Here is a 25,623-nt window from a genome sequence, read left to right as displayed (position 1 = left end):
ACAATAATGGGCAGCATTTCCCTTCAGAACGTGTCCAAGCTCTTCGGCGAGGCAAAAGTCATCCCGTCGATCGATCTCGATATCCATGACGGCGAGTTCGTCGTCTTCGTCGGCCCCTCCGGCTGCGGCAAGTCAACGCTGCTGCGCCTGATTGCCGGGCTGGAAGACGTCTCCGGCGGCAGAATAGTCATCGACGGCAACGACGCCACCGAAAAGGCCCCGGCCGAGCGCGGCCTTGCCATGGTGTTCCAGTCCTATGCGCTCTATCCGCATATGAGCGTCAGGAACAACATCGCCTTCCCGCTGAAGATGGCCAAGCTCGACAAGGCCGTCATCGACAAGAAGGTCGACGATGCCGCCCGTATCCTCAACCTCACCGATTATCTCGAACGCCGGCCCTCGCAACTGTCCGGCGGCCAGCGCCAGCGCGTCGCCATCGGCCGCGCCATCGTGCGCGAACCGAAGGCGTTCCTGTTTGACGAACCGCTCTCCAACCTCGATGCGGCGCTGCGCGGCACCATGCGGCTGGAAATCTCCGAGCTGCACAACACGCTGAAGACGACGATGATCTACGTCACCCACGACCAGGTGGAAGCCATGACCATGGCCGACAAGATCGTGGTCCTCAACCGCGGCAATATCGAGCAGGTCGGCTCGCCGATGGAGCTTTACCGCTCGCCCGCCAACCTCTTCGTCGCCGGCTTCATCGGCTCGCCGCGCATGAACCTGGTGACCGGCGATTACGCCCGGCAAAAGGGTGCGACCACCGCCGGCGTGCGGCCCGAGCACCTGACGCTGTCGAAGGAAACCGGCCTGTGGCAGGGCAAGGTCACGGTTGCCGAACATCTCGGCTCCGACACCTTCCTCCACCTCGACGTCCCCGGCATCGGCCCCATCACCGCCAGAACCGACGGTGAATTCGAATGCAAACACGGCGATACCGTCTTCATCACACCAGATGATGCCAAAATCCACAGGTTCGATGACAAGGGCATCGCGATATGACGCGAAGACCGGAAGGCAAATCCGCGCTGCGTGCCGGGTATCTGTCATCCGGTCCTGGCACAAACAACGTTTCCCCTTCGAGGATCGTGACATGACATGCAAACTCTCCCTCGCCACGCTTGATGAAGCCAAAAAAACCGCGGCGATTCCGGCCTATTCCCGGGCCGATCTTTCCGCCGGAATCGTGCATTTCGGCGTCGGCAATTTCCATCGCGCCCATCAGGCGGTCTACCTGGACGACCTGTTCAACACCGGCGCGGACCACGACTTCGCCATCATTGGTGCGGGTGTACTGCCATCGGACGCAGTAATGCGCGAAAAACTTGCCGCGCAGGATTTCCTGACCACGGTGGTGGAGCAGGACAATAATCGCACCGGTGCGCGCGTCACCGGGCCAATGATCGACATTCTGAAGGTTGGCGATACCCAAGGCATTATCGACACGCTCGCAGATCCGAAAATCCGAATTGTTTCGATGACGATTACCGAAGGCGGTTATTTCATCGATGCTTCCGGCTCCTTCAATCCGCAGCATCCCGCGATTGCCGAGGATGGCAGGAACCCGTCTTCCCCGAAAACCGTGTTCGGCCTTATCGTTGCCGGGCTGAAGGCGCGGCGCGACAAGGGGCTTTCACCCTTCACCGTCATGTCCTGCGACAACATTCCCCATAATGGCAAGGTCACTAAAAACGCGGTGGTCGGTCTCGCCGCCTTGTCCGATCCGGCCTTCGCCAACTGGATCGGCGATAACGTCGCTTTCCCCAATTCGATGGTCGACCGCATCACCCCCGCCACGGGAGAGCGCGAACGCAATATCGCCCGTGACGATTTCGGCATCGAGGACAATTGGCCGGTCTTCTGCGAAGAGTTCAAGCAATGGGTGATGGAGGATAATTTCCCGGCGGGCCGACCGGCGCTCGAAAAGGCGGGCGTTCAGTTCGTCAAGGATGTTGCGCCTTACGAGCACATGAAGATCCGCATCCTCAATGGCGGCCATGCGGCGATCGCCTATCCGGCAGCGCTGCTCGACATCCATTTCGTGCATGAGGCGATGGAGCATCCGCTGATCCGGGCGTTTCTGGCAAAGCTCGAAAAGGAAGAGATCATCCCGGTCATTCCGCCCGTGCCCGATACCGATCTTGGCGAATATTTCGGCCTGATCGAACGGCGTTTCCTCAACCCGAAAATCGGCGATACCATTCCGCGCCTCGCGCAGGATGGCTCCAACCGCCAGCCGAAATTCATCCTGCCCTCCACCGCCGACCGTCTGGCGCGCGGTGAAGATATTGTCGGTCTGTCGCTGGTTTCAGCACTGTGGTGCCGTTATTTCTACGGCACCTCCGACAGCGGCAGGCAAATCACCTTCAACGACGCCAGCGCCGAGAGGCTACAGGCGGCAGCCACAAAGGCCAAGGACGACCCGATGGCCTTCCTTTCACTTGACGATATCTTCGGGGAGGTTGCCGAATCGGAGCTTTTCCGTAAACGCTTCTCTCATGCATTGACGACACTGTGGCACGAAGGCACGGCGAAGACCTTGCAGCTTTATCTGGATGACAAGCTGGCTGAAAAGTGACGTGAGATGCGAGACGGAACCGGACCTCTTCTGATTTTCGACTGCGACGGCGTTCTGGTCGACAGCGAGCCGGTCTCCATCTCGGTTCTTCTCGACATGCTCTCCCATCTTGGCGTGGAGATGGGGGAGGAAGAGGCCTACAACCGCTTTCTCGGTCGCAGCGTTGCCAGCATGACGACGACTTTGTTTGAGGAATACGGTATCGAGACCGACATCGATTTTCTCGAGCATATGCGCGCGACGCTGTTTGAGCGTTTCCGCACCGAGTTGCGCCCCATCGACGGCATTGCCGAAACGCTGGACAGGCTGGTGGCCTTCAAACGCTGCGTTGCCTCCTCAAGTCAACCGGAACGCATCCGTTACTCGCTGGGGCTGACCGGCCTCATCGATAAATTTGAGCCGCATGTTTTCAGCGCCACCATGGTGAAGAACGGCAAGCCGGCACCCGACCTTTTCCTGCATGCGGCGAGGCAGATGGGCACTGATCCGCGTCAGTGCATCGTGATCGAGGACAGCCCGGCGGGCATTGCGGCGGCGAAGGCAGCCGGCATGGCGGTTTTTGCCTTCACCGGCGGCTCGCATGCGCGGTTTCCGGCATTTCGCGAAAAGATCGCGGAGCTCGGGGCCAATGCCACGTTTGACGCCATGGAAGATTTGGTTCAACTTGTCGGCGATTATATGGGGAAGGGCGGTTTTGACAGCCAGGTGGAACGTGACGCAGGCTGAAGGAAACCATGCCTGCCACCGCCCGGAGGTCGTTACGCAAGGGATGGAACTGAAGTCTTGATGCGTCAAAATCTCGTCGCTGTCGATGTCGGAACGGCGAGCGCCCGCGCCGGGATTTTCGACCCGACCGGCAGGCTTCTCGCCCGCTCAACCCATCCCATCCTGATGCAAAGGCCGCAGGAAAACCACGCCGAACACGATTCCACCGATATATGGAACGCCGTCTGCCTTGCGGTGAGAGCAGCGCTTGCCGACGCGGGTGTGTTAGCGGACAGCATAGCGGCCATTGGTTTTGATGCTACCTGCTCGCTCGTTATCCGTGATGAGCGTGGGGAACCGGTTTCTGTCTCCGTCACGGGCAAAGACCGGTTCGACACCATCGTCTGGCTGGACCATCGGGCAATCGGCGAGGCCGACCGGCTGACGGCATCCGGCCACCGCGTGCTGGATTTCGCCGGCAAAAGCGTGTCACCGGAAATGCAGATGCCGAAGCTGATGTGGCTGAAGGCGAATTTGCCGGCAAGCTGGGCGCGCATGTCTTTCGCCTTCGATCTGGCGGATTTCCTGACATGGAAGGCAACCGGTTCCACTAAGCGTTCAAATTGCACGCAGACGGCGAAGTGGAATTTTCTGGCGCAGGAAAATCCCGGCTGGCAGGCGGATTATCTCAATCTTGCCGGGCTTGGCGATCTGAAACAGCGGGCAGGCCTGCCCGAAACGACCGTGATGCCGGGCACAGCCATCGGCCCGCTTTCGCCCGAGGCTGCCGCCGAACTCGGCCTTGACACCGGCTGTCAGGTGGCGGCGGGCATGATCGATGCTTACGCCGGCACGCTGGGTGCGCTTGGCGGATGCCTTTCTGATGATGTGGGTAAACATGTGGCGCTGATCGCCGGCACCTCTAGCTGCCTTGTCGCCATGTCCGAGCGGCAGATGCCAGGCCACAGCCTGTGGGGTCCCTATTGGCAGGCGGTGCTGCCCGGCCACTGGCTGGTGGAGGGCGGGCAATCTGCCACCGGCGCGCTGCTCGATCATATCGTGCGCATGCACGCGGCGGGCGGAGAGCCGGATACGGCGCTGCACGCCCGCATCGTTGCGCGGGTTACCGAATTGCGCGCGCTCGAGGGCGCGGCCTTTGCCGAACGGCTACATGTACTGCCGGATTTCCACGGCAACCGCTCACCGCTCGCCGATCCGCATGCGGTGGGCGTCATCAGCGGGCTGACGCTCGATACATCCTTCGACAGTCTCTGCCGGCTCTACTGGCGCACTGCCGTGGCGATTGCGCTTGGCGCGCGCCATGTGCTCGATGCGATGGAGCGTTTCGGTTATGCCGTCGAAAGCCTGCACGTTACCGGCGGCCATGTGAAGAACCCGCTGTTGATGGAGCTTTACGCTGATGTGACCGGCAAGCGCATCGTCGTGCCTGCCACAGCCGACGCCGTTCTTCTCGGCACTGCAATGACGGCGGCAGCCGCCGGCGGTGTGCATGCGGGCCTTGCAGCGGCGGGTGCCGCCATGTATCCGGGCAATACGGAAATCCCAGGCAATCCGGCGCTCACACCGCTTTACGAGCGGGATTATCGCCGTTTTCTCGCCATGCACCGCCATCGCCAGGAGCTGGAAAGCCTCTGATCTTTGCCGACAACGGCAGGTAAGGTCGTGGCGGACGGGCGCGATCCGTTTCCTCCCGCCGAGGGTCAGATGCCAAGCGAGCGTTTCAGGCCGGTTAGGTTTTTCATGCGTGCCGTGCGCTGCTCGTCGGCTCCGGCAATCAGGCTGCAGAGGGTGAATTCCATCAGCGCAACGAGCTGCAGCAGGCCTTGTCCGCCGGTCTGGGTGTGCGGCATGGCAAGACAGATATCGGCGCTTTCCGGTCCCCATTCATAAAACCGGGTGGTGATCAACAGGGTTCTGTAGCCGCTCTTTCGCGCTGTCGCAGAAAGGCTCTGCAAGGGCGTGATGCTGCCGCCGCAATCCATGAGGATGAGAAGCGCTTCTGCGGGATCGAAGTCCCAAAGGGCGATATAGGCGGCGCTGTCGCTGCCGAGGAAGTGCACGCGTCTGCGATACTCCAGCAACCGCCCGTGAAAGTGCCTTCCAGTGCCAAGGCCTTCCGGTGACGTTGCCAGAAAAACATCTGCCGCCGAAGCGATCTCGCTCATGGCGACGCGCCATATCGGCTGGTCCGTCATTTCGAAAGCAGCCTGAATGGCCTGGATCTGTTGGGAAAGGAGTTGCGAAAACGGATTGGACTTCTGATCGCCGCTTTCAACAATAGCGGGCTGGTCCACGCCCGCGGTCTCTTCGGCGTGGCGCAGATCGATGCGAATATCGCTGAATTGCCGGTATCCGAGCGAGCGCAGAAAACGTCCAACCGTCATCGGACTGAGACTGAGCTTGGCAGCCAGCGTCTGCGCCGTCTCAAACGGCAATTCGTCCAGATGCTCGATCAGATATTTGGCGATCTTGCGCTCTGAAGGCGTACCGGCCTTCATGGCACGGGTCAGATTCAACAGTAGCTGTTCCACCAACGCCTCATTCTTTTATATTTATGAACGATGATGCATCCGCGCGCCCGGGCGAGCGTGCGAACCGCGACTTGTCGGTGGGGGCGAGCTTTTCCGGCCTTGTCCTCCACCGGACCGGAATGCGAATTCTAATAGATAGATTATTATATTTTAGAGACGTCTTTTATTCAAGGGAAATTCCATCAGCGGTTTAATTCCCAACAGCGACGTCTTCATTCCTGTCTTGCGGAGCGGATGGGCGGCGCCTATCTCTCCTGAACGCCAGTTTAAAACGCGAGAGGCGTCACAGGAGTTCCGAATGATTTTTAATGCGGCGAGGCTTGCCTTCAGCAATCTTTTTGCCACCGAGACCCGGTCGGTGTTCTGGAAGGTTCTAGGGCTGACGCTTCTGGTGCTGGCAGCGCTGTGGTTCGCCATCCGCTCTGTCTTCATCTATTTCGCCTTGCCGTGGGTGGATACGCTGATCCCCAGCGTGCCTGACTGGGCGGGATGGCTGACTTTCGTTTTCGCCATTTTCGCCGGAATCGGGCTGGCTTTGGCGTTGGCCTTGCTGATCTCGCCCGTCACTGCCGTTATTGCCGGATTGTTTCTCGACGATGTCGCCGAAGTCGTGGAGAAAAAGACCTATCCCGATGATCCGCCGGGCAAGGCGATGCCCATCGGTGAGGCCGTGGTGTCATCGATCAAGTTCTTTGGCGTCGTCATTGCCGGCAACCTGATTGCGCTTTTGTTGCTGCTGGTGCCGGGCGTCAACCTCATCGCCTTTTTTCTGGTGAACGGTTATCTGCTGGGCCGGGAGTTCTTCGAATTTGCAGCCATGCGTTTCCGCTCGCCCGCTGACGCGCGGCTTTTCCGGCTGAAACACCGCACAACCGTGTTCATGGCCGGGCTGGTGATTGCAGCGTTCCTTGCAATCCCCTTCCTCAACCTTCTGACGCCGCTTTTTGCGGCTTCGATGATGGTGCATCTGCACAAGGCCGTCAGCCGGCGCGATCCGTCATTCGCCGCTGGCCGCACCGAACAATTGCGCGGGTAGTTCCACGAGCGGAGCTGGAATATCGAAGGTCTTTTCCGGTGACTTGCAGATATCGGCAATCACGCAGCGCTCGCATTCCGGTTTGCGCGCCTTGCAGCAATAACGCCCGTGCAGGATCAGCCAGTGATGGGCATGGAACAGATATTCTTCGGGAATGATGCGGACGAGCCGGTCTTCCACTTCATCCGGGGTTTTCCCCGGCGCAAGACAGAGCCGGTTGGCAATACGAAAAACATGGGTGTCCACGGCGAGTGTGGGCACACCGAAGGCCATCGACATCACCACATTGGCCGTCTTGCGGCCCACGCCGGGCAGGGTCACCAGCTCCTCGCGCGTCCTCGGCACCTCGCCGCCGAAATTGTCGATCAGCATCTGTGACAAAGCGATAACGTTCTTGGCCTTGTTGCGGTAAAGCCCGATGGTCTTGATATGGCCGATCAGCTCCTCCTCGCCAAGTGCCAGCATTTTTTCCGGCGTATCGGCCACCTTGAACAGCGCCCGCGTCGCCCGGTTTACGCCCACATCGGTCGCCTGCGCCGAAAGCGCCACGGCCACCAGCAGGGTAAAGGGGTTGGTATGTTCCAGCTCGCCTTTCGGCTCCGGCCGCTGAATGGAGAAACGGCGGAAGATCTCGTTCAACTCGTCCTTCGAATAGATCGTCTTCACACGCGCCGGTCTGCGGGCGGATGTCGCATTTGACTTTTTCAATGTTTGGGTGCTGGATCGTTTTTTGGCGACTGTCATGACCTATCTATAGCCAGCCCGCCCTGAGGAAATCAACGTGGATACGCTCAACGATCAGCCGATTTTTGCGGCGGAACTCGTTCCGCATCGTTCGCTCGGAAGAAGAGGTTTCCGGCTCCTTCTCGCCTTGTCCGGGCTTGCATGCCTCCTCCATGGCGGCTTTTTCCTCACCACTGGCGCATGGCCCGTCGGCCTGTTCCTCGGGCTGGATTTTCTGCTGCTTTATGTCGCCTTTCGCGCCAATTACCGGGCAGCGAAGGCGCGGGAAGAGGTGAGCGTCTCGCGCACCAGCCTGTCTATCCGCAAATTCTCCCCGACTGGCCGCGTCGTCGAGCATCGTTTCAACCCATTCTGGGCCCGCTTCAGGGTTCAGCGGCACGAGGAAATCGGCATCGTCTCCATGCATGTAACGGGTGAAGGCAAGGCAACGGATATCGGCTCGTTTCTCAATCCGGATGACCGGGAAAGCTTCGCCAAGGCTTTCGGCGGTGCGTTGGCGACGGTGCGGCGGATGTGAGCGGATAATTCCGCTTAAAACCCGTCAATCGGCTCGAGGCCGGTATCTCGGCAGAAACTGAGTACGGCGCAAGAAACGGGTGGAGACCGACGCGCTTTGATGGTTTTCTGTGAGGCGTTAGGAGACATGCGATGAACGCCAATATCATGCTGAATGAAGACATCACCCCCATCGGTTCGGATTACGATACGGTGCGCGGGGTTATCGAGCTTTTGACGCTGGATTATCGCGACCAGCCCTCCCTTGAAGCCATTGCCGCAAGGCTCGGCCAGTCGCCGACGCAATTGCAGAAGACCTTCACCCGCTGGGCCGGTCTTTCCCCCAAGGCGTTTTTGCAGGCCGTAACGCTCGATCATGCCAAAAGGTTGTTGCGCGAAGAGGATCTGCCGCTGCTGGAAACCTCGATCGAGGTCGGCATGTCTGGGCCCGGCCGCCTGCACGATCTGTTCGTCACCCACGAGGCCATGTCTCCGGGCGAATGGAAGGCCAAGGGCGGTGGATTGACGATCCGGTACGGTTTCCATGTTTCACCCTTCGGTCTTGCATTGGTCATGGTGACCGATCGCGGTCTTGCCGGCTGCGCTTTCGCCGATCCCGGCGAGGAAAGAGCCTGTTTCGAGGACATGGCAGGTCGCTGGCCGAATGCGGATTATGTCGAGGATCGTGAAGCCACCGCGCCCTATGCCGCACGTATTTTCGAACCGACGCTGTGGTCGGCGGACCGGCCACTGCGGGTCGTGCTGCTCGGCACGGATTTTCAGGTGCGGGTATGGGAAAGCCTTCTGAAAATTCCCATGGGCCGCGCCGTTACCTATTCGCACATCGCCTGCGATATTGGCCAGCCAACTGCCTCCCGTGCGGTCGGTGCAGCTGTTGGCGCGAACCCGGTCTCCTTCGTCGTTCCTTGCCATCGCGCTGTGGGAAAAAGCGGGGCGCTCACGGGTTATCACTGGGGCCTTACCCGCAAACGGGCGATGTTGGGATGGGAAACGGGGAAGGTGTGAGGCAGCTCTCCCTCATCCCTGTGACAAGCGCAGAAATGAGGAACAGCCCGGGTCGCATGTCGAGGCCTAAACCAGTTCTATCAACGCTCTTGCCGCCGCCTCGTCTGTAATCAGCGTATTGCATCCGATGCGCTTGATGGTGGCGCGGATGGCGATGGCTCGGTGGGCGCCGCCGGAGGCGAGCACGATGTGTTTGGCCTTGCGCAGCGTGTCTAGATCGATCGCCATGGCGCGCTCGTTGATCGGGTGATCGACGGAGCGGCCTTCCGCGTCGATGAAGTTGAACATGGTGTCGCAGACGCAGCCGGCATCGATGAGTTCCTGAAGCGTTTCCTTCGAAATGAAACCTTCCGACAGCGAAGTGGAATGCGGGCCGATATCGCCGCAGGATACGATGGCGAGGTCGAGCGTTTCGGCCAGATCATAAAGCGTGGCAAGTCCGCATTTCTCAATCAGCGCCCGTTTGGTCTCGACGGAGTCTACCAGCAGCGGTGCAAGGAACATGTAACATTCCGCCCCAAGCGCGCTTGCCAGCCGCCAGGTGTAATCAAGCGGGTTTGTCTGGTGCACGGCGACGATACCGCCGAGCAGCGAGACGACCTTGCAGTTTTCCCGGCGCGGCGGGCGAAAGCTGGATAGCGAGGCGGTCATGGTGCGCCCCCAGCCGACGCCGATGGTGGCGTCGTTCGGCACCGCTTCGGAAAGGAATTGCCCGAGCGCCAGGCCAACGGCCTTGGCCGTGCCTTCGGCATTCGCTTTGCCGGGGGATGGGCCGGGGGAGGGAATGATCACCGCCTCATCCAGCCCATAAGCTGCCTCCAGCCTGCCGGCCAGTTCGACGAAATCCTCGATGCCCTCGTTGATCCAGATCTGTACTTCGGAGCGTTTCATCGCCTCGTCCAGAAGGCGTATGACGGTGGAGCGGCTGATGCCGAGCTTCTCGGCGACATCTTTCTGCGTCAAACCCTGATTATAGTAGAGCCATGCGGCACGCAGCCTCAGCGAAGCCGCTTCCGAATAGGCCGTATGGGTTTCTCTTCTCAGTTTCGCCACGGTTTTTGTCACTCTCTTTATGGGGCGGAGTATCGCAGGCATGAAACTTATGTCAATTGCGATGCGCAAATGTCTTGACTTTCGACCTTGCCGCTTGCGATAGTCGGAGCCGGACAAAACCGTGATTTCGGCCTTGGGCGCACCATGGTGCGGGAACGAAAAGACGGCTGTGCAAGTTTACAAGAGATCATGAAGGATCATTCGCCATGACGTCCAAACTCGAACAACTTCGCGCTATCACCACGGTCGTTGCCGATACCGGCGACATCGAGGCGGTTGCGCGCCTGAAGCCGGTGGATTGCACCACCAACCCCACCATCGTTCTGAAGGCGCTCGGCACCCCCGCGTTCGCGGATGCGGTGAAGGAAGCCGTTGCCTGGGGCAAGAAACAGGGCGGCCAGTCTGACGCTGTCGTTGCGGCCGTTGCCGACCGTCTTGCCATTTCCGTCGGTGCAGCCCTTGCAGGTCTGGTTCCCGGCCGCGTATCGACGGAAGTCGATGCCGACCTGTCCTTCGACACACAGGCCTCCATCACCAAGGCACGCCACATCATCGCCTCCTACAAGGAGCGCGGTATCGAGCGTGAACGCATCCTCATCAAGCTGGCTTCCACATGGGAAGGCATCAAGGCTGCAGAAGTCCTGCAGTCCGAGGGTATCGACTGCAACCTGACGCTGCTGTTCTCGCAGGCACAGGCCATCGCCTGCGCGGAAGCGAAAGCTTTCCTCATCTCGCCCTTCGTCGGCCGTATCCTCGACTGGTACAAGAAGTCGACCGGCGAGACCTACACTGCCGAGACCGATCCGGGCGTCGTTTCGGTGCGCAGCATCTACAATTATTACAAGGCCAATGGCATCGGCACCGTCGTCATGGGCGCATCGTTCCGCAATGTCGGCGAGATCGAAGCGCTTGCCGGTTGCGACCGCCTGACGATCAGCCCGGCGCTGCTGGAGGAACTGGACAAGGACACCGGCACGCTTGAGCGCAAGCTTTCGCCCGACAATGTGAAGGCCGAGCCGCTGCAGTCGCTTGATGAAAAGGCGTTCCGCTGGGCAATGAACGAAGACGCGATGGCAACCGAGAAGCTCTCGGAAGGCATCCGCCTGTTCGCCAAGGATCTGGTAACGCTGCGCGAAATGGTCCGCAAGGAACTGACGCTGGCTGCCGCCTGATAACAAAAAGGGGAACCATCCCGGTCCCCTTTGCGTTTAAGATACAGAAATCTTCAGTCACTTTAAACGCGATCGGTCCCTGCCGGTCGCGTTTTTTTGTGCGTCTCAGATGGTTCCCTGACCCGTCGCCACTTCGGAAATGCGCCTTGCCGCATCGCGGAATCAGTACCTCGCAGGCCTCGCGCGTCGGGGCCTTGCCGCCAAGCGGGGTGATATAGGGGCAGGTGATGACGGCAAGTGCGGTACCATCAAGTGTCAGCACGGGGGCGGAAATATTGCGCACGCCTGCGGTCTGCATGCTGTCCATGGATTCGAAACCATTCCTGCGAACTTCCGCCAGCCGCTCTTCAAGGTCTGAAGGCTCGGTTTCCCCGCCACCGCGCACCTGCTCGGTGATCATGATCTTGCGCTGCACCTCGTTCTGGAAGGCCAGCAGCACATGGCCGGAACCGGTCTGGAAGAGGCTCATCTGCGCGCCCACCCGCATGGACATCGCCCAATAGGTGGAGGACTCCTGTTGGGCGATGACGACAACACTGCCGCGGTCGTAAACTGCCAGATGACAGGCCTGCTCGGCGCTTGCGGAAAAATCGCGCATCACCGGGGCTGCGAAAGAGACCAGCCGGCGCACCGGCGCGTGAAAATGTGCGAGCCCGAACATTTTCAGCGTCAGCGAAAACCGGTCACCCTCCAGCCGCTGTACGTAACCACGGCGCACCAGGCGGTCCAGCATGCGGTAAAGCTCGTTCGGGGTTTTGCCTATGGCCTTGGCAATCTCGATCTGCGTCAGCCCGCCATCCGTGCGGGCGAGAAGCTCGAGAATGTCCAGACCCTTGTCGAGGGCGGGGGCGCGATATCTTTCGCTGTCGTCTTCGGTCATCTTGCCTCGGTGGCGTTTTGCAGGATTGCCTGGCGGGAAATGCACTTTTTAAATACCGTTGCCGCACGCTGCCCTTTTGCGCAAGCCTGCTTGACGTTACATGAATACCGCGTTTACATATGAATTGTCGATCCATATTTGAGATCAATGAAATTCACTGGCGAAATTCAGCGGCTCGGCCCCAGCGGGCGGGTGCGCCGTAGCGGGAGGCTATTCATGGTGCAGGATTTTAACGGGCGGACAGTGGTAATCACCGCAGCCGGCCAGGGTATCGGCCGTGCGACGGCGGAGCGATTCATATCGCTCGGTGCGCGCGTCATCGCCACTGATATCAACGAGCAGGCGCTCTCGACCCTGAAAGGTGCGGAAACGCGGGTTCTGAACGTGCTGGATGGCGATGGTGTGAAGGCTTTTGCTGCCGATATCGGCCATGCGGATGTTCTGTTCAACTGTGCCGGTTTCGTTCATTCCGGCACCATTCTCGATTGCGAGGAAAAGGACTGGGATTTCTCCTTCGACCTCAATGCCAAGGCCATGTACCGCACCTGCCGCGCCTTTCTGCCAGGCATGCTGGAAAAGGGTAAGGGCGCAATCGTCAACATGTCCTCCGTCGCATCCAGCGTAAAGGGCGTGCCGAACCGTTTCGCCTACACCGCCTCCAAGGCGGCTGTTGTCGGTTTGACCAAGGCAATTGCTGCTGATTTCGTCACCAAGGGTATTCGCTGCAACGCCATTTGCCCAGGCACAGTGGATAGCCCGTCCTTGCACGACCGCCTGCGCGCCACCGGCAATTACGAACAGGCCCTAGCCGACTTCATTGCCCGCCAGCCTATGGGCCGCATTGCCACGCCGGAAGAAATCGCCGCACTCGTCACCTATCTCGCTTCGGACGAGGCAGGTTTCACCACTGGCCAGATCCATGTGATCGACGGTGGCTGGACAGGCTGATAATTCCATACGGGAGAGAGGAGAAGGCGACCGGCCCAAAAGCCGGTCGCCTTTTTTATTACGCCACCACGCTTCCAGCGATCAGTGCAAGCACGAGGAAGACCAGGAAGATCACGACGGCGATGAAGAACAGGATACGGGCAATGCCCGACGCCGCTGCCGAAATGCCGGTAAAGCCGAATACGCCCGCGATCAACGAAATAACAAAGAAAATAAGAGCCCATTTCAGCATGGAGCTTCCCCTTTCGCTTAATTTTCATGAGTTTGCCGCTTGAGGGCAAGCTCATGAAAATGACGCGCAAAAGGGGAAAATGTTCCACGCGCCCGCAAAAATCGTTCTTTTACACCACCGTTTCATTGGCGGCGTCGATCCGGCGGGCCTTGAGGCTGGTGCGAATGAATGTCGCGACGAATGCCAGGCTCATGAACAGTACAATGGTCGGGGCTGGCGCGCTGTCGATCAGGAAGCTTAGCCATATTCCTGCAAGCGAAGAGAGAACCGCAACCGAGATGGCGACCAGGAGCATGGCGGAAAAGCGCCGCGCCAGCAGGAAGGCGATGGCGCCGGGGGTGACCAGCATTGCGACGGAGAGGATGATACCCACAGCCTTCAGCGCGCCGACCACGGCAAGCGACAAAACCATCAGCAGACCGTAATGCAGGATGCGAACGGGCAGGCCGATTGCCTTGGCATGCTGCGGATCGAAGGCATTGACCAGCAGGTCTTTGCGCAGCACCCCGAGAAACAGGGTGGCAAAAAGCGCGATCAGCCCGGTCTCCAGCATGTCTGAAGGCGCAATGCCCAGCATGTCGCCGAAGAGGATGTGATCCAGATGCATGTCGCTCTGCACCTTCACGTAAAGCACCAGACCCAGCCCGAACATGCCGGAAAAGACGATGCCGAGCACCGTGTCTTCCTTGATGCGGCTATTTTCCTTGATGAAACCGGTGCCGAGAGCGCAGATCATACCGGCGGTGAAGGCGCCGATGGAAAGGGGAATTCCGGCAATGTAGGCAATCACCACGCCGGGCAGCACGGCGTGCGAAACTGCGTCCCCCATCAGCGACCAGCCCTTCAGCACCAGAAAACACGAGAGCATGGCCATCGGCACGGCAATCATCAGGGTGATGATGAAGGCATATTGCATGAAGGGCAGCTGAAACGGCAGGATGGCGAGTTCGAGATATTCGCTCATTGCGCTTCTCCCAGTGCCTTGCGCGCTTTGGCGCGCGAAGCGAGCAGCCCGTGTTTGGGTGCAAACACGAAAGCGGAAAGGAAGATCGCTGTTTGCAGCACGACGATAACGCCGCCGGTGGCGCCGTCGAGGAAGTAGCTGAGATAAGCGCCGACGAAGCTGGTGGTCGCGCCGATCACGAGGCTCATCAGGATCAGCCGCTCGAAACGGTCGGTCAGAAGATAGGCGGTCGCGCCTGGTGTCACCACCATGGCAACGACAAGGAAGGCGCCGACGGTTTGAAGGGCTGCAACCGTGGAGGCGGCAAGCAGGGTGAAGAAGATCACTTTCAGCACTTCCGGTTTCAGCCCCACTGTGCGCGCATGGTTCTCATCGAAGAACACCACCATGAAGTCGCGCCATTTCAGCGCCAGTACGATGAGGCTGATGCCGCCGATCAGGGCAAGCTGTATCGTGTCTTCGGTGGTAATTGCCAGAATATTGCCAAGCACGATGGTCTGGATATTGATCGAGGTGGGCGACAGCGACACCATGAACAGCCCCAGCCCGAAGAACGAGGTGAAGATCAGGCCGATGATTGCGTCTTCCTTGAGCCGGGTTTTCTGATTGAGGAACAGCATCGAGCCAGCCGCAAGCCCGCCGGAAAGAAAGGCGCCGAGCGAAAAGGGCAGCCCCAGCATATAAGCGCCCGCAACGCCGGGAACGATGGCGTGCGAGAGCGCGTCGCCGATCAGCGACCAGCCCTTTAGCATAAGATAAGCGGAAAGAAAGCCGCAGACGCCGCCCACAAGTGCGCTGACCCAGATGGCATTCAGCATGTAGCCATAGGTGAAAGGCTCAAGAAGGCTGTTTATCATCGGCTTTTTCCTTCGGAGCCTGCGGATCATGTCCGTTCTGGCCGTTCTTTCCGTAGATCACGAAAGGCCGCTCATCGTCGGTAATCACCTTCACCCGGCGCGGATCGGCATCATCATGCAGTTCGGCCCCGCCGAGAACGAAGTGGCGCAAGCTGCCGCCAAAGGCTTTTTGCAGGTTCTCTTCGTTAAAGGTGTCCGCTGTTTTGCCCGACGCCAGAACGGTACCCTTGACGAAGACGGCGCGATCGCAGAATTCCGGTACGCTACCGAGATTATGGGTGGAAACCAGCATGACGCGGCCCTCCTCACGCAGTGCCTTCAACAGCGCGACGATCTGTTCTTCCGTCGTCACGTCGACGCCGGTGAAGGGTTCATCCAGCAGGATAACCTGACCTTCCTGCGCCAGCGCGCGGGCCAGAAACACCCGCTTCTTCTGTCCGCCGGAAAGCTCGCCGATCTGCCGCTTGCGATAATCAAGCATATTGACGCGCGTCAGCGCTCTCTCGACCATCTCGTGATCGTGTTTCGACGGAATACGGAAGAAGTTCATGTGGCCGTAACGGCCCATCATCACCACATCCTCAACCAGTACGGGAAAACTCCAGTCCACCTCTTCAGCTTGCGGCACATAGGCGACGAGGTTTTTTCTGAGCGCATCCTTCACGGGTAGGTCGAAAATAGAGACAGAACCGGTGGCCAACGGCACAAAACCCATGATTGCCTTGAAAATCGTGGACTTGCCGGCGCCGTTGACGCCGACAAGTGCAGTGATCGTACCGCGTGGAATGGAAAAGCTGGCATTTCTTAATGCGGTGTGGCCGTTGCGATAGGTCACTGTCGCATTTTGAACCGTCAGGCCGCCGCCGCTTTTTTTGCTGCCCATTCTCATGAAGACAGTCCTTTGGCGATGGTGCTGCTCGTCACGCGCAGCAGGTCGAGATAGGTCGGAACAGGGCCGTCGGCCTCGCTCAGCGAATCCACGTAGAGTATGCCGCCATAGGCCGCTCCGGTTTCCTTGGCCACCTGCCGGGCGGGATCGGCGGAAACCGTGCTTTCGCTGAAGATGACCTGAATATTATGTTCGCGCATGGCGTCGATCACGCCGCGCACCTGTTGCGGCGTACCCTGGCTGTCGGCATTGACCGGCCACAGGAACAGTTCCTTCAGCCCGAAATCCCGGGCGAGATAGGAGAACGCCCCCTCGCTCGTGACCAACCACCGCTTGTTCTCAGGAAGCGCGGAAAGCTCATCGCGGATGGGCTGCACAGTGGCACGGATCTTGTCGGAATAGGCCTTGGCATTGGCGGCGTAAATCTCGGCGTGGGCGGGATCTATTCCAGCGAGTCCTTTGCGGATATTTTCCACATAGATCAAGGCGTTATCGGGTGACATCCAGGCATGCGGGTTGGGTTTCCCCTGATACGCCCCGCCATTGATCGCCATCGGTTCGATGCCGTCGCTGACAGTCACATCAGGCACGCCTGAAAGATTGGCCAGAAACTTCTCGAACCACAATTCCAGATTGAGGCCGTTGCGCAGCACCAGATCAGCCTTGCGGGCCTTGAGAATGTCGCGAGGCGTCGGCTGGTAGTTGTGAATTTCAGCGCCTGGCTTGGTGATGCTCTCCACCTCTGCCGCATCGCCCGCCACATTGCGCGCCATATCGGCAATGATCGTGAAGGTGGTCACCACCTTCGGTTTTTCCTGCGCGACAGCCGCAGCAGGCAGGAAAAGCGAAAAAGCAAAAAGGGCATGGCGGATTTTATGGAGATTCACGTCTGTCACCGATTTTTGTTGCGATCAACTCGCAACACCATCTGTCATGGAAACACACTTGTCAACGCTATTGCAAATCATTCGCAATTTAGCGGATTTCAAAAATGTCTGAAAATGGTGCGCTTTTGCCCGCACGGCGCCGGGGGGATTAAACTTTTTTCAATGAGAAAGCGGCACTATCGCAAGGCTCGGACAACGAGGTCCCGAGCTTATCCCGCGTGTGTTCCTCATCCTTCGAGCCACGTTCCGGGGTGAGGGCGATAGGCGGGGTACTGAATGTCAGGATTTTGCGCGTGAAGGCTGTATTCGGACGAATGCGGTTTTCGCGCAAACTCGTTATGATCGGAGGCGGGATCCTGCTTTTGGCGGGTGCGACCGGTTCTGCTGCCGTGTTTATCGGCAGCGAGCGGCTGCTCGGGTCCACCTATGCCTCCGTCAACGGGCTTTCCTGCGACGCAGTCCAGACAGTCAACATCCGCAAGAACGGTTCCCTGTGGGTCCGCAAATTCATTCGTACTGACGGCGGCAACGGCACGGACCGGTTGAAAACAGCGCTGCGTGTCGCCAGGGCAGTTTACGACAAACAGAAGCCTGATCTGGTCCAGGTTTCCGTGCTGGATAAAAACGGCCCGCAATTGCGCTCGGAAATGCGCGGCCGCGCTATCGCGGCCCAGGTGGTCTTCATTGCCGACCCTGCGAAAATTCCCGAAGGCGCCGATGCCCAGCGTTATTCCGCCTTTTATTACGACGGTGCATCAAACGGCAGCGGCCAGTTTTACGGGCTGCGCATCGATCTGCCGCTGGAAGATGCCGAAGCAATGGCCGCAAGCCTGAGCGATGCCGCCGACTGCGCAACCCCCGCTTCGGACGCCGCACCCGAAGGGCATGGCGGAAAAGCCGCAAAAGGCGCGGGCGGACACGGCGAAACCAAGGGCGAAGGCGACGGCGGCCACGACGCTGCGCCGGCGCAAACGCATGAGGGCGGACCCGGTGCGGAAGCCCACGGCGAACCCGTAGCCGACGAAGAACTTCTGACCTCGACCCCGGAAGCCGATGGCGGCAGCATCTTCAGCATCAGCTATCTGAAATCACTGATCTTCGGAAAAGGCACAACGACCGCGCAGGCGGCGGAAGAGAAGCTGGCCGAGAGCGCGCCTGCGGAAGAGCCGGCTGCGGGGAAGGCGAAGGCGTCGCATTAGGAGCGTTTGAGCTCTTGCTGACACCTCGGAACTAAAACCATCTGGAAAATTGATACGGCTGTGCCGACGTTTGTAAAATATCGTCGCAGCGCCTTCTTTCGTGATGCCGGACCTGATCCGGCATCCAGCCTTTGCGCGTCTGCGCCATGAGACGATCTAGCAGGAAATTTTGCCACAGGGGCCACAATGTTCGGTAGAGACCGGGCGCATGAGGGCAAGGGCGGCCATGCGGCCGCCTTCGCTTGATTATCCTTAGTCCGCCTTGTTGCGGCGGGCCGGGAAGAGGATGACGTCGCGGATCGAGGGGGCGTTGGTCAGGAGCATGATCAGGCGATCGACACCGATGCCGAGGCCGCCGGCGGGTGGCATGCCCTGATCGATGGCGTCGAGGAATTCGTCGTCCAGCTGCTTGTCCTTTTCACCGCGGGCATGGGCCTGCTCAAGCTGCTCCACCATGCGGCGGCGCTGCTCTTCGGGATCGTTGAGTTCGGAGAAGGCATTGCCCACTTCCCAGGCGTTGCAATAGCTCTCAAAACGCTCAACGAGGCGCGGTTCGCCCGGCACTTCCTTGGCGAAGGGCGAGATATCCTTCGGGAAATGCGTGACGTGGCTCGGCTGGATAAGCGTACCTTCGACCTTCTCTTCGAAGATGAAGGCAAGGCATTCGCCCCAGGTCCAGTCCTTCTCGACGGCGAAACCGGCAGCCTTGGCGGCGGCGCGGGCTTCCTCGTCAGTCTTGATCGCAAGGAAGTCAATGCCGGTCGCTTCCTTCACCGCATCAGGCATGGGCACGCGCTTGAACGGACCCTTGAAGGAAATTGTCTGGCCCTGGAATTCCACCTCGGTCGTGCCGTGGAGGGCAATCGCCAGCGTCTCGAACAGACGCTCTACGAGACCCATGATGTCTTCGTAGTCGGCATAGGCCCAATAGCACTCCATCATGGTGAATTCAGGATTGTGCCGGGTGGAGACGCCTTCGTTGCGGAAGTTCCGGTTGATTTCGAACACCTTGTCGGAAAGACCTGATACCAGCGTGCGCTTCAGGAACAGTTCCGGCGCGATGCGCAGATACATGTCCATCTTCAGCGTGTTGTGGAAGGTCTTGAACGGATCGGCCGTCGCACCGCCATAAACTGTCTGCAGCATCGGCGTTTCCACTTCGAGGAAGCCTTCGGCCTCCATGAAGCGACGGATGCCGGACAGGATCTTCGAGCGCTGCAGGAAGCGCAGCTTGGAGTCCTCGTTCGCCAGAATATCGAGATGGCGCTTGCGGTAACGCAGCTCGATATCGGAGACACCGTGCCATATTTTCCGGCATCGGCAGCAGCGACTTGGTGAGCATGGTGATTTCTTCGGCGTTGATCGTCAGCTCGCCGCGCTTGGTGCGGCGCACCTTGCCGGTTACGCCGATGATGTCGCCAATGTCGATCATAGGCAGCAGATTGCGCGCCGTTTCCGGCGTCGTATCTTTGTGAGAGAAGATCTGCACCTTGCCCGAGGCGTCATGGATATCCATGAACATGCCGGAATTGCGCGACGAATAAACGCGGCCCGCCACCGTTACCGTGTCGCCGGTTTCCGTGTCCGGTTCGATATCGGCATATTTTTCCGCCAGCTCCGCATTGGTCAGCGTGCGATGGAAATGGGCCGGATAGACATCGCCGATCTGCTCGCGCAGCAGCGCAAGTTTCTGGCGGCGCACTTCGGTGGCGTCGGAGGAAAGGGCGGTGGTTTCGGTTGTCTTGTCGTTCATTGTTCAATCCTGTTGCGGCGTTGCCGCGGCGACAATTGCCTCCCGTATCCCTCATTCCTGTGCTTGTCACAGGAATCCAGTGCGCCCAAGTCCTTGGCGCGGGAGACCTCAATTCATTCTTTCACGGCGCCGACGCGCCGTGGCTGGATTCCTGTGACAAGCGCAGGAATGAGGGGTGGATTTAAAACCCGCCCCGGCAGGCATCAAGCACCGCTGCCAACCATCGTGGCCACAACGGCAATAGCGACCTTCAGGCGCTGGCGCACGACGGAGCGGCCGAGCAGCGCCATCGAGTCAAACAGCGGCAGCGAGCGCGAGGAACCGGAGACGGCGACGAAGAGCGGCGGCGTGACGACGCGCAGTTTCTTGCCCGTGCGTTCGGCAATGTCGCGCAGCTCGGCCTCGATGGCTTCAACGTTCCAATCAGGCATTTTTTCCAGATCGGTGGCAACCGTGGTGAGGATTTCGTGGATTTCCTCGGGTTTGCTTTTGAGACCGGCAAAGGAGGCGGGCGTCAGGCCAACGTCGCTCGAAAGCAGGAAGCCGGCAAGGTTTGGCAATTCGCCGAGCTTGGAAATGCGGCTCTGGGCAAGCTTCAGGCCTTCGGTCAGGCGGGAATTTTCCATCGCCCATTCCAGCGTGCGGGCAATGAAGTCCTCAGGCGTGAGCTTTTCGCGCAGCCAGCGGCCGTTCAGCCAGTCCAGCTTCTGGATATCGAAGATGGCGCCGGCCTTGGAAAGTGCTTCCGGATCGAACTTCGCGGCCAGCTCTTCCATGGTCAGCAGCTCTTCGCCTTCGGCGATCTGGATGAAGAACAGGCCGAGGAAGTTCATCAGCGCTTCCGGCAGGTAGCCGAGCGCGGAATAATAGGAGATCGACGTCGGGTTCTTGCGCTTGGAAAGCTTCGACTTGTCGGCGTTGCGCATCAGCGAAAGATGCATGAACGTCGGCTGGTCCCAGCCGAAATAACGGTAAAGCAGGATGTGCTTGGGCACTGAAGCCAGCCACTCTTCGCCGCGCGCCACATGGGTGATCTTCATCAGATGGTCGTCGATGACGTTTGCCATGTGATAGGTCGGCATGCCGTCGGCCTTGATCAGCACCTGCATGTCAACCGAATCCCAGGGGATCGAGACATCGCCGTAAACGCCGTCATGGAAATCGCACGAACCTTCGGTCGGGATTTTCATGCGCACGACGTTGGCTTCGCCGGCGGCGACGCGGGTGGTCACTTCTTCAGCCTTCAGGTGGAGGCAGAGACCGTCATATTTTGGCGGCTTGCCAGCGGCGCGCTGCGCTTCGCGCATCTGCTCAAGCCGCTCGGGCGTGCAGAAACAGCGGAAGGCATGGCCTTTTTCCAGCAATTCTTCGGCATAGGGCCAGTACATCGGCTTGCGCTCGGACTGGCGGTAGGGACCGTAGGGGCCACCGACGTCAGGGCCTTCCGACCAGGTGAGGCCGGTCCAGCGCAGCGCCTCCAGAACCTTCTGCTCATATTCCAGCGTCGAGCGGGTGGCGTCGGTATCCTCGATGCGCAGGATGAACTCGCCGCCGTGTTTCTTGGCGAAGAGATAGTTGAACAGCGCGATGTAAGCGGTGCCGACATGCGGCTCGCCGGTGGGGGAAGGTGCGATGCGGACGCGAACGCCGGAAGTGGTCATGAAATTCACTCGTCGTGACGGGGTGGTGACATCGGGGCGGCTTCACCCTTCTATCACGAAGTTTTCGTTTGAATGCGGCGGGAAAGGGTGCGGAAAGGCGTGTTGAACGCACTTTTGCATATTTCCGTTCGGCATCGGCTTAGGCCATATTATGCCGCAGGCGTCAAGGAAATATGGCGCTTGCGCTGTCTTCGCCCGGGCGTAAACCGCCCCTAATTCACCGGCCAGACATAAAGCAGCATCGGAATGCTGGCAATGACGATCATGATCGACAGCGGCAGTCCAAGGCGCGGATAATCGCTGAACCGATAACCGCCCGGACCCATGACCAGCGTGTTGCACTGGTGGCCGATGGGCGTGAGGAAATCGCAGCCGGCGCCGATCGCCACCGCCATCAGAAAGGCCTCCGGCCGAAAGCCGAGCGTGGTGGCGAAACCGGCGGCGATGGGTGCCATAACCAGCACGGTTGCAGCATTGTTGAGGAAGGGCGTTACCGCCATGGCAGTCAACAGGATCATGCCGAGTGCTGCGAAGGGCGGCAGTCCTTGTGCGGCATGGCCGAGCCAGGCGGCGATCAGCTCGCTGGCGCCGCTGGTGCGCAGACTGTCGCTGACGGGAATGAGGGCGGCGAGCATGACGAGGATCGGCCCGTCGATCGATTTATAGACTTCGGTCAGCGGTATCGCGCCGACAACGATCATCAGGAAGGCGGCGGCGAAAAAGGCGACGGATACCGGCACCAGCCCGCTGCCGGCGGCAATCATGGCCGCGGCAAGCACGATGACGGGCAAAAGCGCGCGGCGCTGCACTCCAAGCAGGATTTCCCGCTGCGCCAGGGGCAGCAGCGAAAACTCCTGCAATACCTGTGGCAGGTTCTTGCGGCTGCCCTGCAGGAGAATGACGTCGCCCGCCTGCAAGGTCAGGTCGGAGAGCCGCTGGCTGACGCGCTGGCCGCGACGGCTGACTGCAATCAGATTGACGCCGCGGGTGTAGGACAGCGCCAGTTCGCGCGCGGAAATCCCGTTGAGAACGGATTCGTTGCTGATAACCGCTTCCATGGAAATAAGGTCGGCGGTCTTCTGGCCGTTCTCGGTGAGCGGCTTGCCTGACAGCAGCAGCTTGGCCTGCGAGACGATGCGGTCGAGGCCCTCCGGGTTGCCTTCGAGAAGAATGGTGTCGCCCGGCTTCAGATTGACATCGGGGAAGGGGGAGATACGCCGGGGTCCGCGCAGGATCGTGCTGGCGATTACGTCGCCATCCGCCTGTTTCAACAGCTCCCGCAGCGGCTTGTCGGCGTATGTGCTGTCGGCGGGAAGCGTCGCCTCGGCGGTATAGGCCGACTGGTCCAGAATATCTTCCATCGATGCCTGCTGGCGGTTGCGCACCGGCAGCAGGCGGTAACCGAAGGTCAGGAAGATGATGCCGATCACGGTCAGCCCGGCACCGACCGGGGTGAAATCGAACATCGAGAAGCTCTGCCCGGTCATTTCCTCACGCAGCCTGGAAACGACGATGTTGGGCGAGGTGCCGATCTGCGTCATGAGCCCGCCCAGAAGGGCGGCGAAGGCCATGGGCATCAGATAATAGGAAACAGGGCTGCCGGATTTGCGGGCGAACTGGAAAGCAACCGGCATCATGATGGCAAGCGCGCCGATGTTCTTGATGAAGGCCGACATGATGGCGACGACGATCATCAGAAAGGCCAGTTGCAGGGTTTTGGAGTGCATCTCCGGGAAATATTTCTTGATCGTCATATCGACGACCCCTGAACGCGCCACGGCCGAACTGACGATCAGCGCGCTGCCGACGATGATGACGATATCGTCCGAGAAACCGGAGAACGCCTTGTCGAAAGGCACGACCCCAACCGCCACAGCCACCAGCAACGCGCTGCACGCGACCACATCATAGCGGAACCTGTCCCATATGAACGCGACCATCATGCCGGCGATCACGGTAAAGGCGAGGATCTGGTCGGTCGTCATGCTTGCTTATGCTTTCGAAGGAGAGACGGCGGGACGGACTCTTCCGGTAGGGATGTCGAAGAACGCGAGGCGGGGCATGCGGTTCCGAATGGCCGGCGCGTTCCACACGTTCGCGTCATACCGGCCTTGAGCCGGTATCAGCCGCCGCGCGTCGGCGCGGCGGAAAGTGTCCCTTCAGCCCAAGGGCTTGGGCTGAAGGGATGCCGGATCAGGTCCGGCATGACGGTCAGGGCAATCAGTGCGGTTTGGCCGCCTGTGCTTTCTTGCGCTGTCTGGCGTTACGCGCCAGCATGTTGAGCAGTTCCACCAGCGCCGAAAACGCCATGGCGGCATAGACGTAGCCCTTGGGAACATGGAAGCCCATGCCTTCGGCGATCAGGGTCGTGCCGATCATCATCAGGAAGGCGAGTGCCAGCATGACGATGGTGGGGTTGCGCTCGATAAAGTTGGCGAGCGGCGTTGCGGCGAGCAGCATCACGGCAACGGCAAAGATCACGGCCACGATCATGATCGGCAGATGCGGTGTCATGCCAACGGCGGTGATGATGCTGTCCACGGAGAACACGAGGTCGAGCAGCAGGATCTGGCCGATGGCGGCGCCGAAATTCATCGCAACCGGGCCGCCCACCATGTCTTCCTTGTGATCTTCAGGATCGACATTGTGGTGGATTTCCTTGGTGGCCTTCCACATCAGGAAGAGACCGCCGGCGATGAGGATCATGTCCTTCCACGAGAAGGCGTGGCCGAAGATTTCGAAGACCGGCGTGGTGAGCTGCACGATCCAGGCCACAGTGCCGAGAAGGCCGAGGCGCATGATCAAGGCAAGCCCGATGCCGATCTTGCGGGCTTTTTCGCGCTGTTCAGGCGGAAGCTTGTTGGTGAGGATCGAGATGAAGATCAGGTTGTCGATGCCAAGCACGACCTCCATGACGATCAGGGTGACCAGCGCCACCCAGGCAGCGGGGTCGGACAGAAGAGGGAGAACGGACTCCATCAGGGAATTTTTCCTTTCAGCAACAAGGCCACCCGAAACATTCGGTTCGTGGAATTTATAGCGCAATACGCGAGAAACAAGGAGACCGCGCCTGTGATAGGCAAGATTTCATCGAAATTTCGCGCAAACCGCGTATCAGGCCCCGTGCCGTTGCCGGTCCGGTCGCCCGTTGCTGAATGATTTCAGGCCTTGTCGGTTCCGTAAGCCGCCATGAACACCATGATGGCGCTGTCGATCACCCGGTCCAGCTCCTCTTCGGGAACCGGGCCTTCGAGTTCTCCGAACAGGCGCAGCTTGAAGAAAGTTCCCGTGGAAAGCTCGATATATTGCCGGGCGGCAAGTTCGACGTCATCGACCTTGAGATGGCCGAGCGAGACCTGATGCTCGATGAAATCCTGAAGAACGGTGCGCACGTTGTTGGGTGCTGCGATGAAGAAACGCTGCGCCAGCTTCGGCATGCGGTCGATAACGCCGATCACCGAGCGCATGGCCGGTATCATTTCGGAGCAGATCATCTTGTTGGCGAAGGCCTTGCCGAACTGTTTCAGGCCGTCGCGCACCTCTTCGGTGCCGGCCAGAATGTTGCGCATGGAGGTCGCGAATTCCTGGCGGTGATGATCGACAAGGGCGGCGAACAGGTCTTCCTTGTTGGAGAAATAGACATAGATCGTTCCCTTGGAAACGCCGGCTTCCCGCGTGATGTCGTTCATGCTGGCGGCATCGAAGCCCTTGCGCTTGAACACGCGCCAGGCGCCGGCAACAATCTGCTCACGCTTGGCCGGGTCTTCGCCCGCAGCAAAACGCCCGGCGGGGTTTCCCGGACAGCCCGTTTCGGTTTCCGTCTCCATATCCATGTCTTCACCTGCCATCGTTACCGGTTCCTAGCACTGCAATGGCGTAAAAAAAATTAACCGAACGTCGAACCAATCAGTTCGATTACACTTGATATGTGTCAGGAAAGGGATTATGTCAATCGAACCGAACGGTTCAGTTCGAAAAACTTTCTTCAA

Annotated in this window: 22 protein-coding genes and 2 pseudogenes; 10 read left to right on the top strand and 14 right to left on the bottom strand. The window is 59.6% G+C overall.

The genetic code is table 11. From position 1 onward, the window contains the following. Nucleotides 1–6: 6 nt before the first annotated feature. The 4 genes from QE432_RS01920 (at nt 7) to QE432_RS01905 (ending at nt 4,942) form a co-directional block, all read left to right on the top strand. Nucleotides 7–1,005, top strand: coding sequence for an ABC transporter ATP-binding protein (locus QE432_RS01920; protein WP_013761442.1), 999 nt, complete (start codon nt 7–9; stop codon nt 1,003–1,005). 91 nt (nt 1,006–1,096) lie between these two features. After that, entirely contained in the window at nt 1,097–2,581 is a 1,485-nt protein-coding gene (locus QE432_RS01915) for a mannitol dehydrogenase family protein (RefSeq protein ID WP_113291302.1), read from the top strand. A gap of 6 nt (nt 2,582–2,587) precedes the next feature. Next, entirely contained in the window at nt 2,588–3,307 is a 720-nt protein-coding gene (locus QE432_RS01910; protein WP_003516170.1) for an HAD family hydrolase, read from the top strand. Between the two features lie 60 nt (nt 3,308–3,367). Continuing rightward, nucleotides 3,368–4,942, top strand: coding sequence for an FGGY-family carbohydrate kinase (locus tag QE432_RS01905; protein WP_003516172.1), 1,575 nt, complete (start codon nt 3,368–3,370; stop codon nt 4,940–4,942). 65 nt (nt 4,943–5,007) lie between these two features. On the opposite strand, the gene QE432_RS01900 is transcribed toward QE432_RS01905, so the two are convergent. After that, nucleotides 5,008–5,841: a MurR/RpiR family transcriptional regulator gene (locus QE432_RS01900; RefSeq protein WP_025595058.1), complete on the bottom strand. Its 834-nt coding sequence runs from the start codon at nt 5,839–5,841 to the stop codon at nt 5,008–5,010. A gap of 295 nt (nt 5,842–6,136) precedes the next feature. Here QE432_RS01900 and QE432_RS01895 point away from each other — a divergent pair, with 295 nt between their 5' ends. Then, nucleotides 6,137–6,874 (top strand): sulfate transporter family protein, encoded by a 738-nt coding sequence (locus QE432_RS01895; RefSeq protein WP_003516176.1) that lies wholly within the window; start codon nt 6,137–6,139, stop codon nt 6,872–6,874. Here QE432_RS01895 and nth read toward each other — a convergent pair. Continuing rightward, nucleotides 6,836–7,618, bottom strand: coding sequence for an endonuclease III (gene nth / locus QE432_RS01890; RefSeq protein WP_003516179.1), 783 nt, complete (start codon nt 7,616–7,618; stop codon nt 6,836–6,838). The two genes, QE432_RS01895 and nth, sit on opposite strands and share 39 nt — an antisense overlap. Before the next feature lie 37 nt (nt 7,619–7,655). Here nth and QE432_RS01885 point away from each other — a divergent pair, with 37 nt between their 5' ends. Beyond that, nucleotides 7,656–8,135, top strand: coding sequence for a DUF2244 domain-containing protein (locus QE432_RS01885; RefSeq protein ID WP_003516181.1), 480 nt, complete (start codon nt 7,656–7,658; stop codon nt 8,133–8,135). 131 nt (nt 8,136–8,266) lie between these two features. Then, nucleotides 8,267–9,139, top strand: coding sequence for a methylated-DNA--[protein]-cysteine S-methyltransferase (locus QE432_RS01880; protein ID WP_003516183.1), 873 nt, complete (start codon nt 8,267–8,269; stop codon nt 9,137–9,139). A 66-nt stretch (nt 9,140–9,205) separates the two neighbouring features. Here the strand turns inward: QE432_RS01880 and QE432_RS01875 are convergent, their stop codons facing one another. After that, nucleotides 9,206–10,192 carry a sugar-binding transcriptional regulator gene (locus QE432_RS01875; protein WP_065660367.1) on the bottom strand — a complete coding sequence of 329 codons (987 nt, stop codon included), beginning with the start codon at nt 10,190–10,192 and terminating at the stop codon, nt 9,206–9,208. Nucleotides 10,193–10,398: 206 nt separating this feature from the next. Here QE432_RS01875 and tal point away from each other — a divergent pair, with 206 nt between their 5' ends. Continuing rightward, a complete protein-coding gene (gene tal, locus QE432_RS01870; RefSeq protein WP_013762313.1) occupies nt 10,399–11,364 on the top strand; it encodes a transaldolase in 966 nt (321 codons plus the stop codon). Between the two features lie 105 nt (nt 11,365–11,469). Here the strand turns inward: tal and QE432_RS01865 are convergent. After that, nucleotides 11,470–12,244, bottom strand: a pseudogene (locus QE432_RS01865) (IclR family transcriptional regulator). Between the two features lie 216 nt (nt 12,245–12,460). On the opposite strand from QE432_RS01865, the gene QE432_RS01860 reads away from it, so the two are divergent. Next, nucleotides 12,461–13,192 carry an SDR family oxidoreductase gene (locus tag QE432_RS01860; protein WP_013762314.1) on the top strand — a complete coding sequence of 244 codons (732 nt, stop codon included), beginning with the start codon at nt 12,461–12,463 and terminating at the stop codon, nt 13,190–13,192. A gap of 58 nt (nt 13,193–13,250) precedes the next feature. Here the strand turns inward: QE432_RS01860 and QE432_RS01855 are convergent, their stop codons facing one another. The 5 genes from QE432_RS01855 to QE432_RS01835 all read right to left on the bottom strand — a co-directional run bounded on the left by QE432_RS01855 (nt 13,251) and on the right by QE432_RS01835 (nt 17,021). Beyond that, nucleotides 13,251–13,424: a DUF1328 domain-containing protein gene (locus QE432_RS01855; RefSeq protein WP_003516193.1), complete on the bottom strand. Its 174-nt coding sequence runs from the start codon at nt 13,422–13,424 to the stop codon at nt 13,251–13,253. A gap of 109 nt (nt 13,425–13,533) precedes the next feature. Then, on the bottom strand, nt 13,534–14,388 hold the full coding sequence (locus QE432_RS01850) for a metal ABC transporter permease (RefSeq protein WP_019566953.1): 855 nt from the start codon (nt 14,386–14,388) through the stop codon (nt 13,534–13,536). Continuing rightward, entirely contained in the window at nt 14,385–15,245 is an 861-nt protein-coding gene (locus tag QE432_RS01845; protein ID WP_003516197.1) for a metal ABC transporter permease, read from the bottom strand. The genes QE432_RS01850 and QE432_RS01845 overlap by 4 nt, the downstream gene beginning before the upstream one ends. Next, nucleotides 15,226–16,134: a manganese/iron ABC transporter ATP-binding protein gene (locus QE432_RS01840; RefSeq protein WP_162729747.1), complete on the bottom strand. Its 909-nt coding sequence runs from the start codon at nt 16,132–16,134 to the stop codon at nt 15,226–15,228. The genes QE432_RS01845 and QE432_RS01840 overlap by 20 nt, the downstream gene beginning before the upstream one ends. Then, complete coding sequence (locus QE432_RS01835; protein WP_013762318.1) at nt 16,131–17,021, bottom strand: metal ABC transporter substrate-binding protein; 891 nt, start codon at nt 17,019–17,021, stop codon at nt 16,131–16,133. Before QE432_RS01835 ends, QE432_RS01840 begins: the two co-directional genes overlap by 4 nt. Before the next feature lie 314 nt (nt 17,022–17,335). Between QE432_RS01835 and QE432_RS01830 the strand changes: the two genes are divergently transcribed. Continuing rightward, on the top strand, nt 17,336–18,220 hold the full coding sequence (locus QE432_RS01830) for a hypothetical protein (RefSeq protein WP_174012456.1): 885 nt from the start codon (nt 17,336–17,338) through the stop codon (nt 18,218–18,220). A gap of 252 nt (nt 18,221–18,472) precedes the next feature. Here QE432_RS01830 and lysS read toward each other — a convergent pair. From lysS to QE432_RS01805, 5 genes and pseudogenes are all read right to left on the bottom strand, one after another. Further along, nucleotides 18,473–19,973: pseudogene (gene lysS / locus QE432_RS01825) on the bottom strand (lysine--tRNA ligase). Nucleotides 19,974–20,176: 203 nt separating this feature from the next. Then, entirely contained in the window at nt 20,177–21,634 is a 1,458-nt protein-coding gene (gene gltX, locus QE432_RS01820; protein ID WP_013762321.1) for a glutamate--tRNA ligase, read from the bottom strand. 212 nt (nt 21,635–21,846) lie between these two features. Continuing rightward, a complete protein-coding gene (locus QE432_RS01815) occupies nt 21,847–23,619 on the bottom strand; it encodes an SLC13 family permease (protein ID WP_003516208.1) in 1,773 nt (590 codons plus the stop codon). Between the two features lie 235 nt (nt 23,620–23,854). After that, nucleotides 23,855–24,613: a TerC family protein gene (locus QE432_RS01810; protein ID WP_003516210.1), complete on the bottom strand. Its 759-nt coding sequence runs from the start codon at nt 24,611–24,613 to the stop codon at nt 23,855–23,857. Between the two features lie 182 nt (nt 24,614–24,795). After that, the gene (locus QE432_RS01805) at nt 24,796–25,482 is read right to left on the bottom strand and encodes a TetR/AcrR family transcriptional regulator (protein WP_003516212.1); all 687 of its coding nucleotides are present in this window, start codon (nt 25,480–25,482) and stop codon (nt 24,796–24,798) included. Between the last annotated feature and the right edge of the window lie 141 nt (nt 25,483–25,623).

The organism is Agrobacterium sp. SORGH_AS_0745, assembly GCF_030818995.1.
GTDB classification, from domain to species: Bacteria; Pseudomonadota; Alphaproteobacteria; order Rhizobiales; family Rhizobiaceae; genus Agrobacterium; species Agrobacterium tumefaciens.
This window is presented reverse-complemented; position numbering and strand designations above follow the sequence as displayed.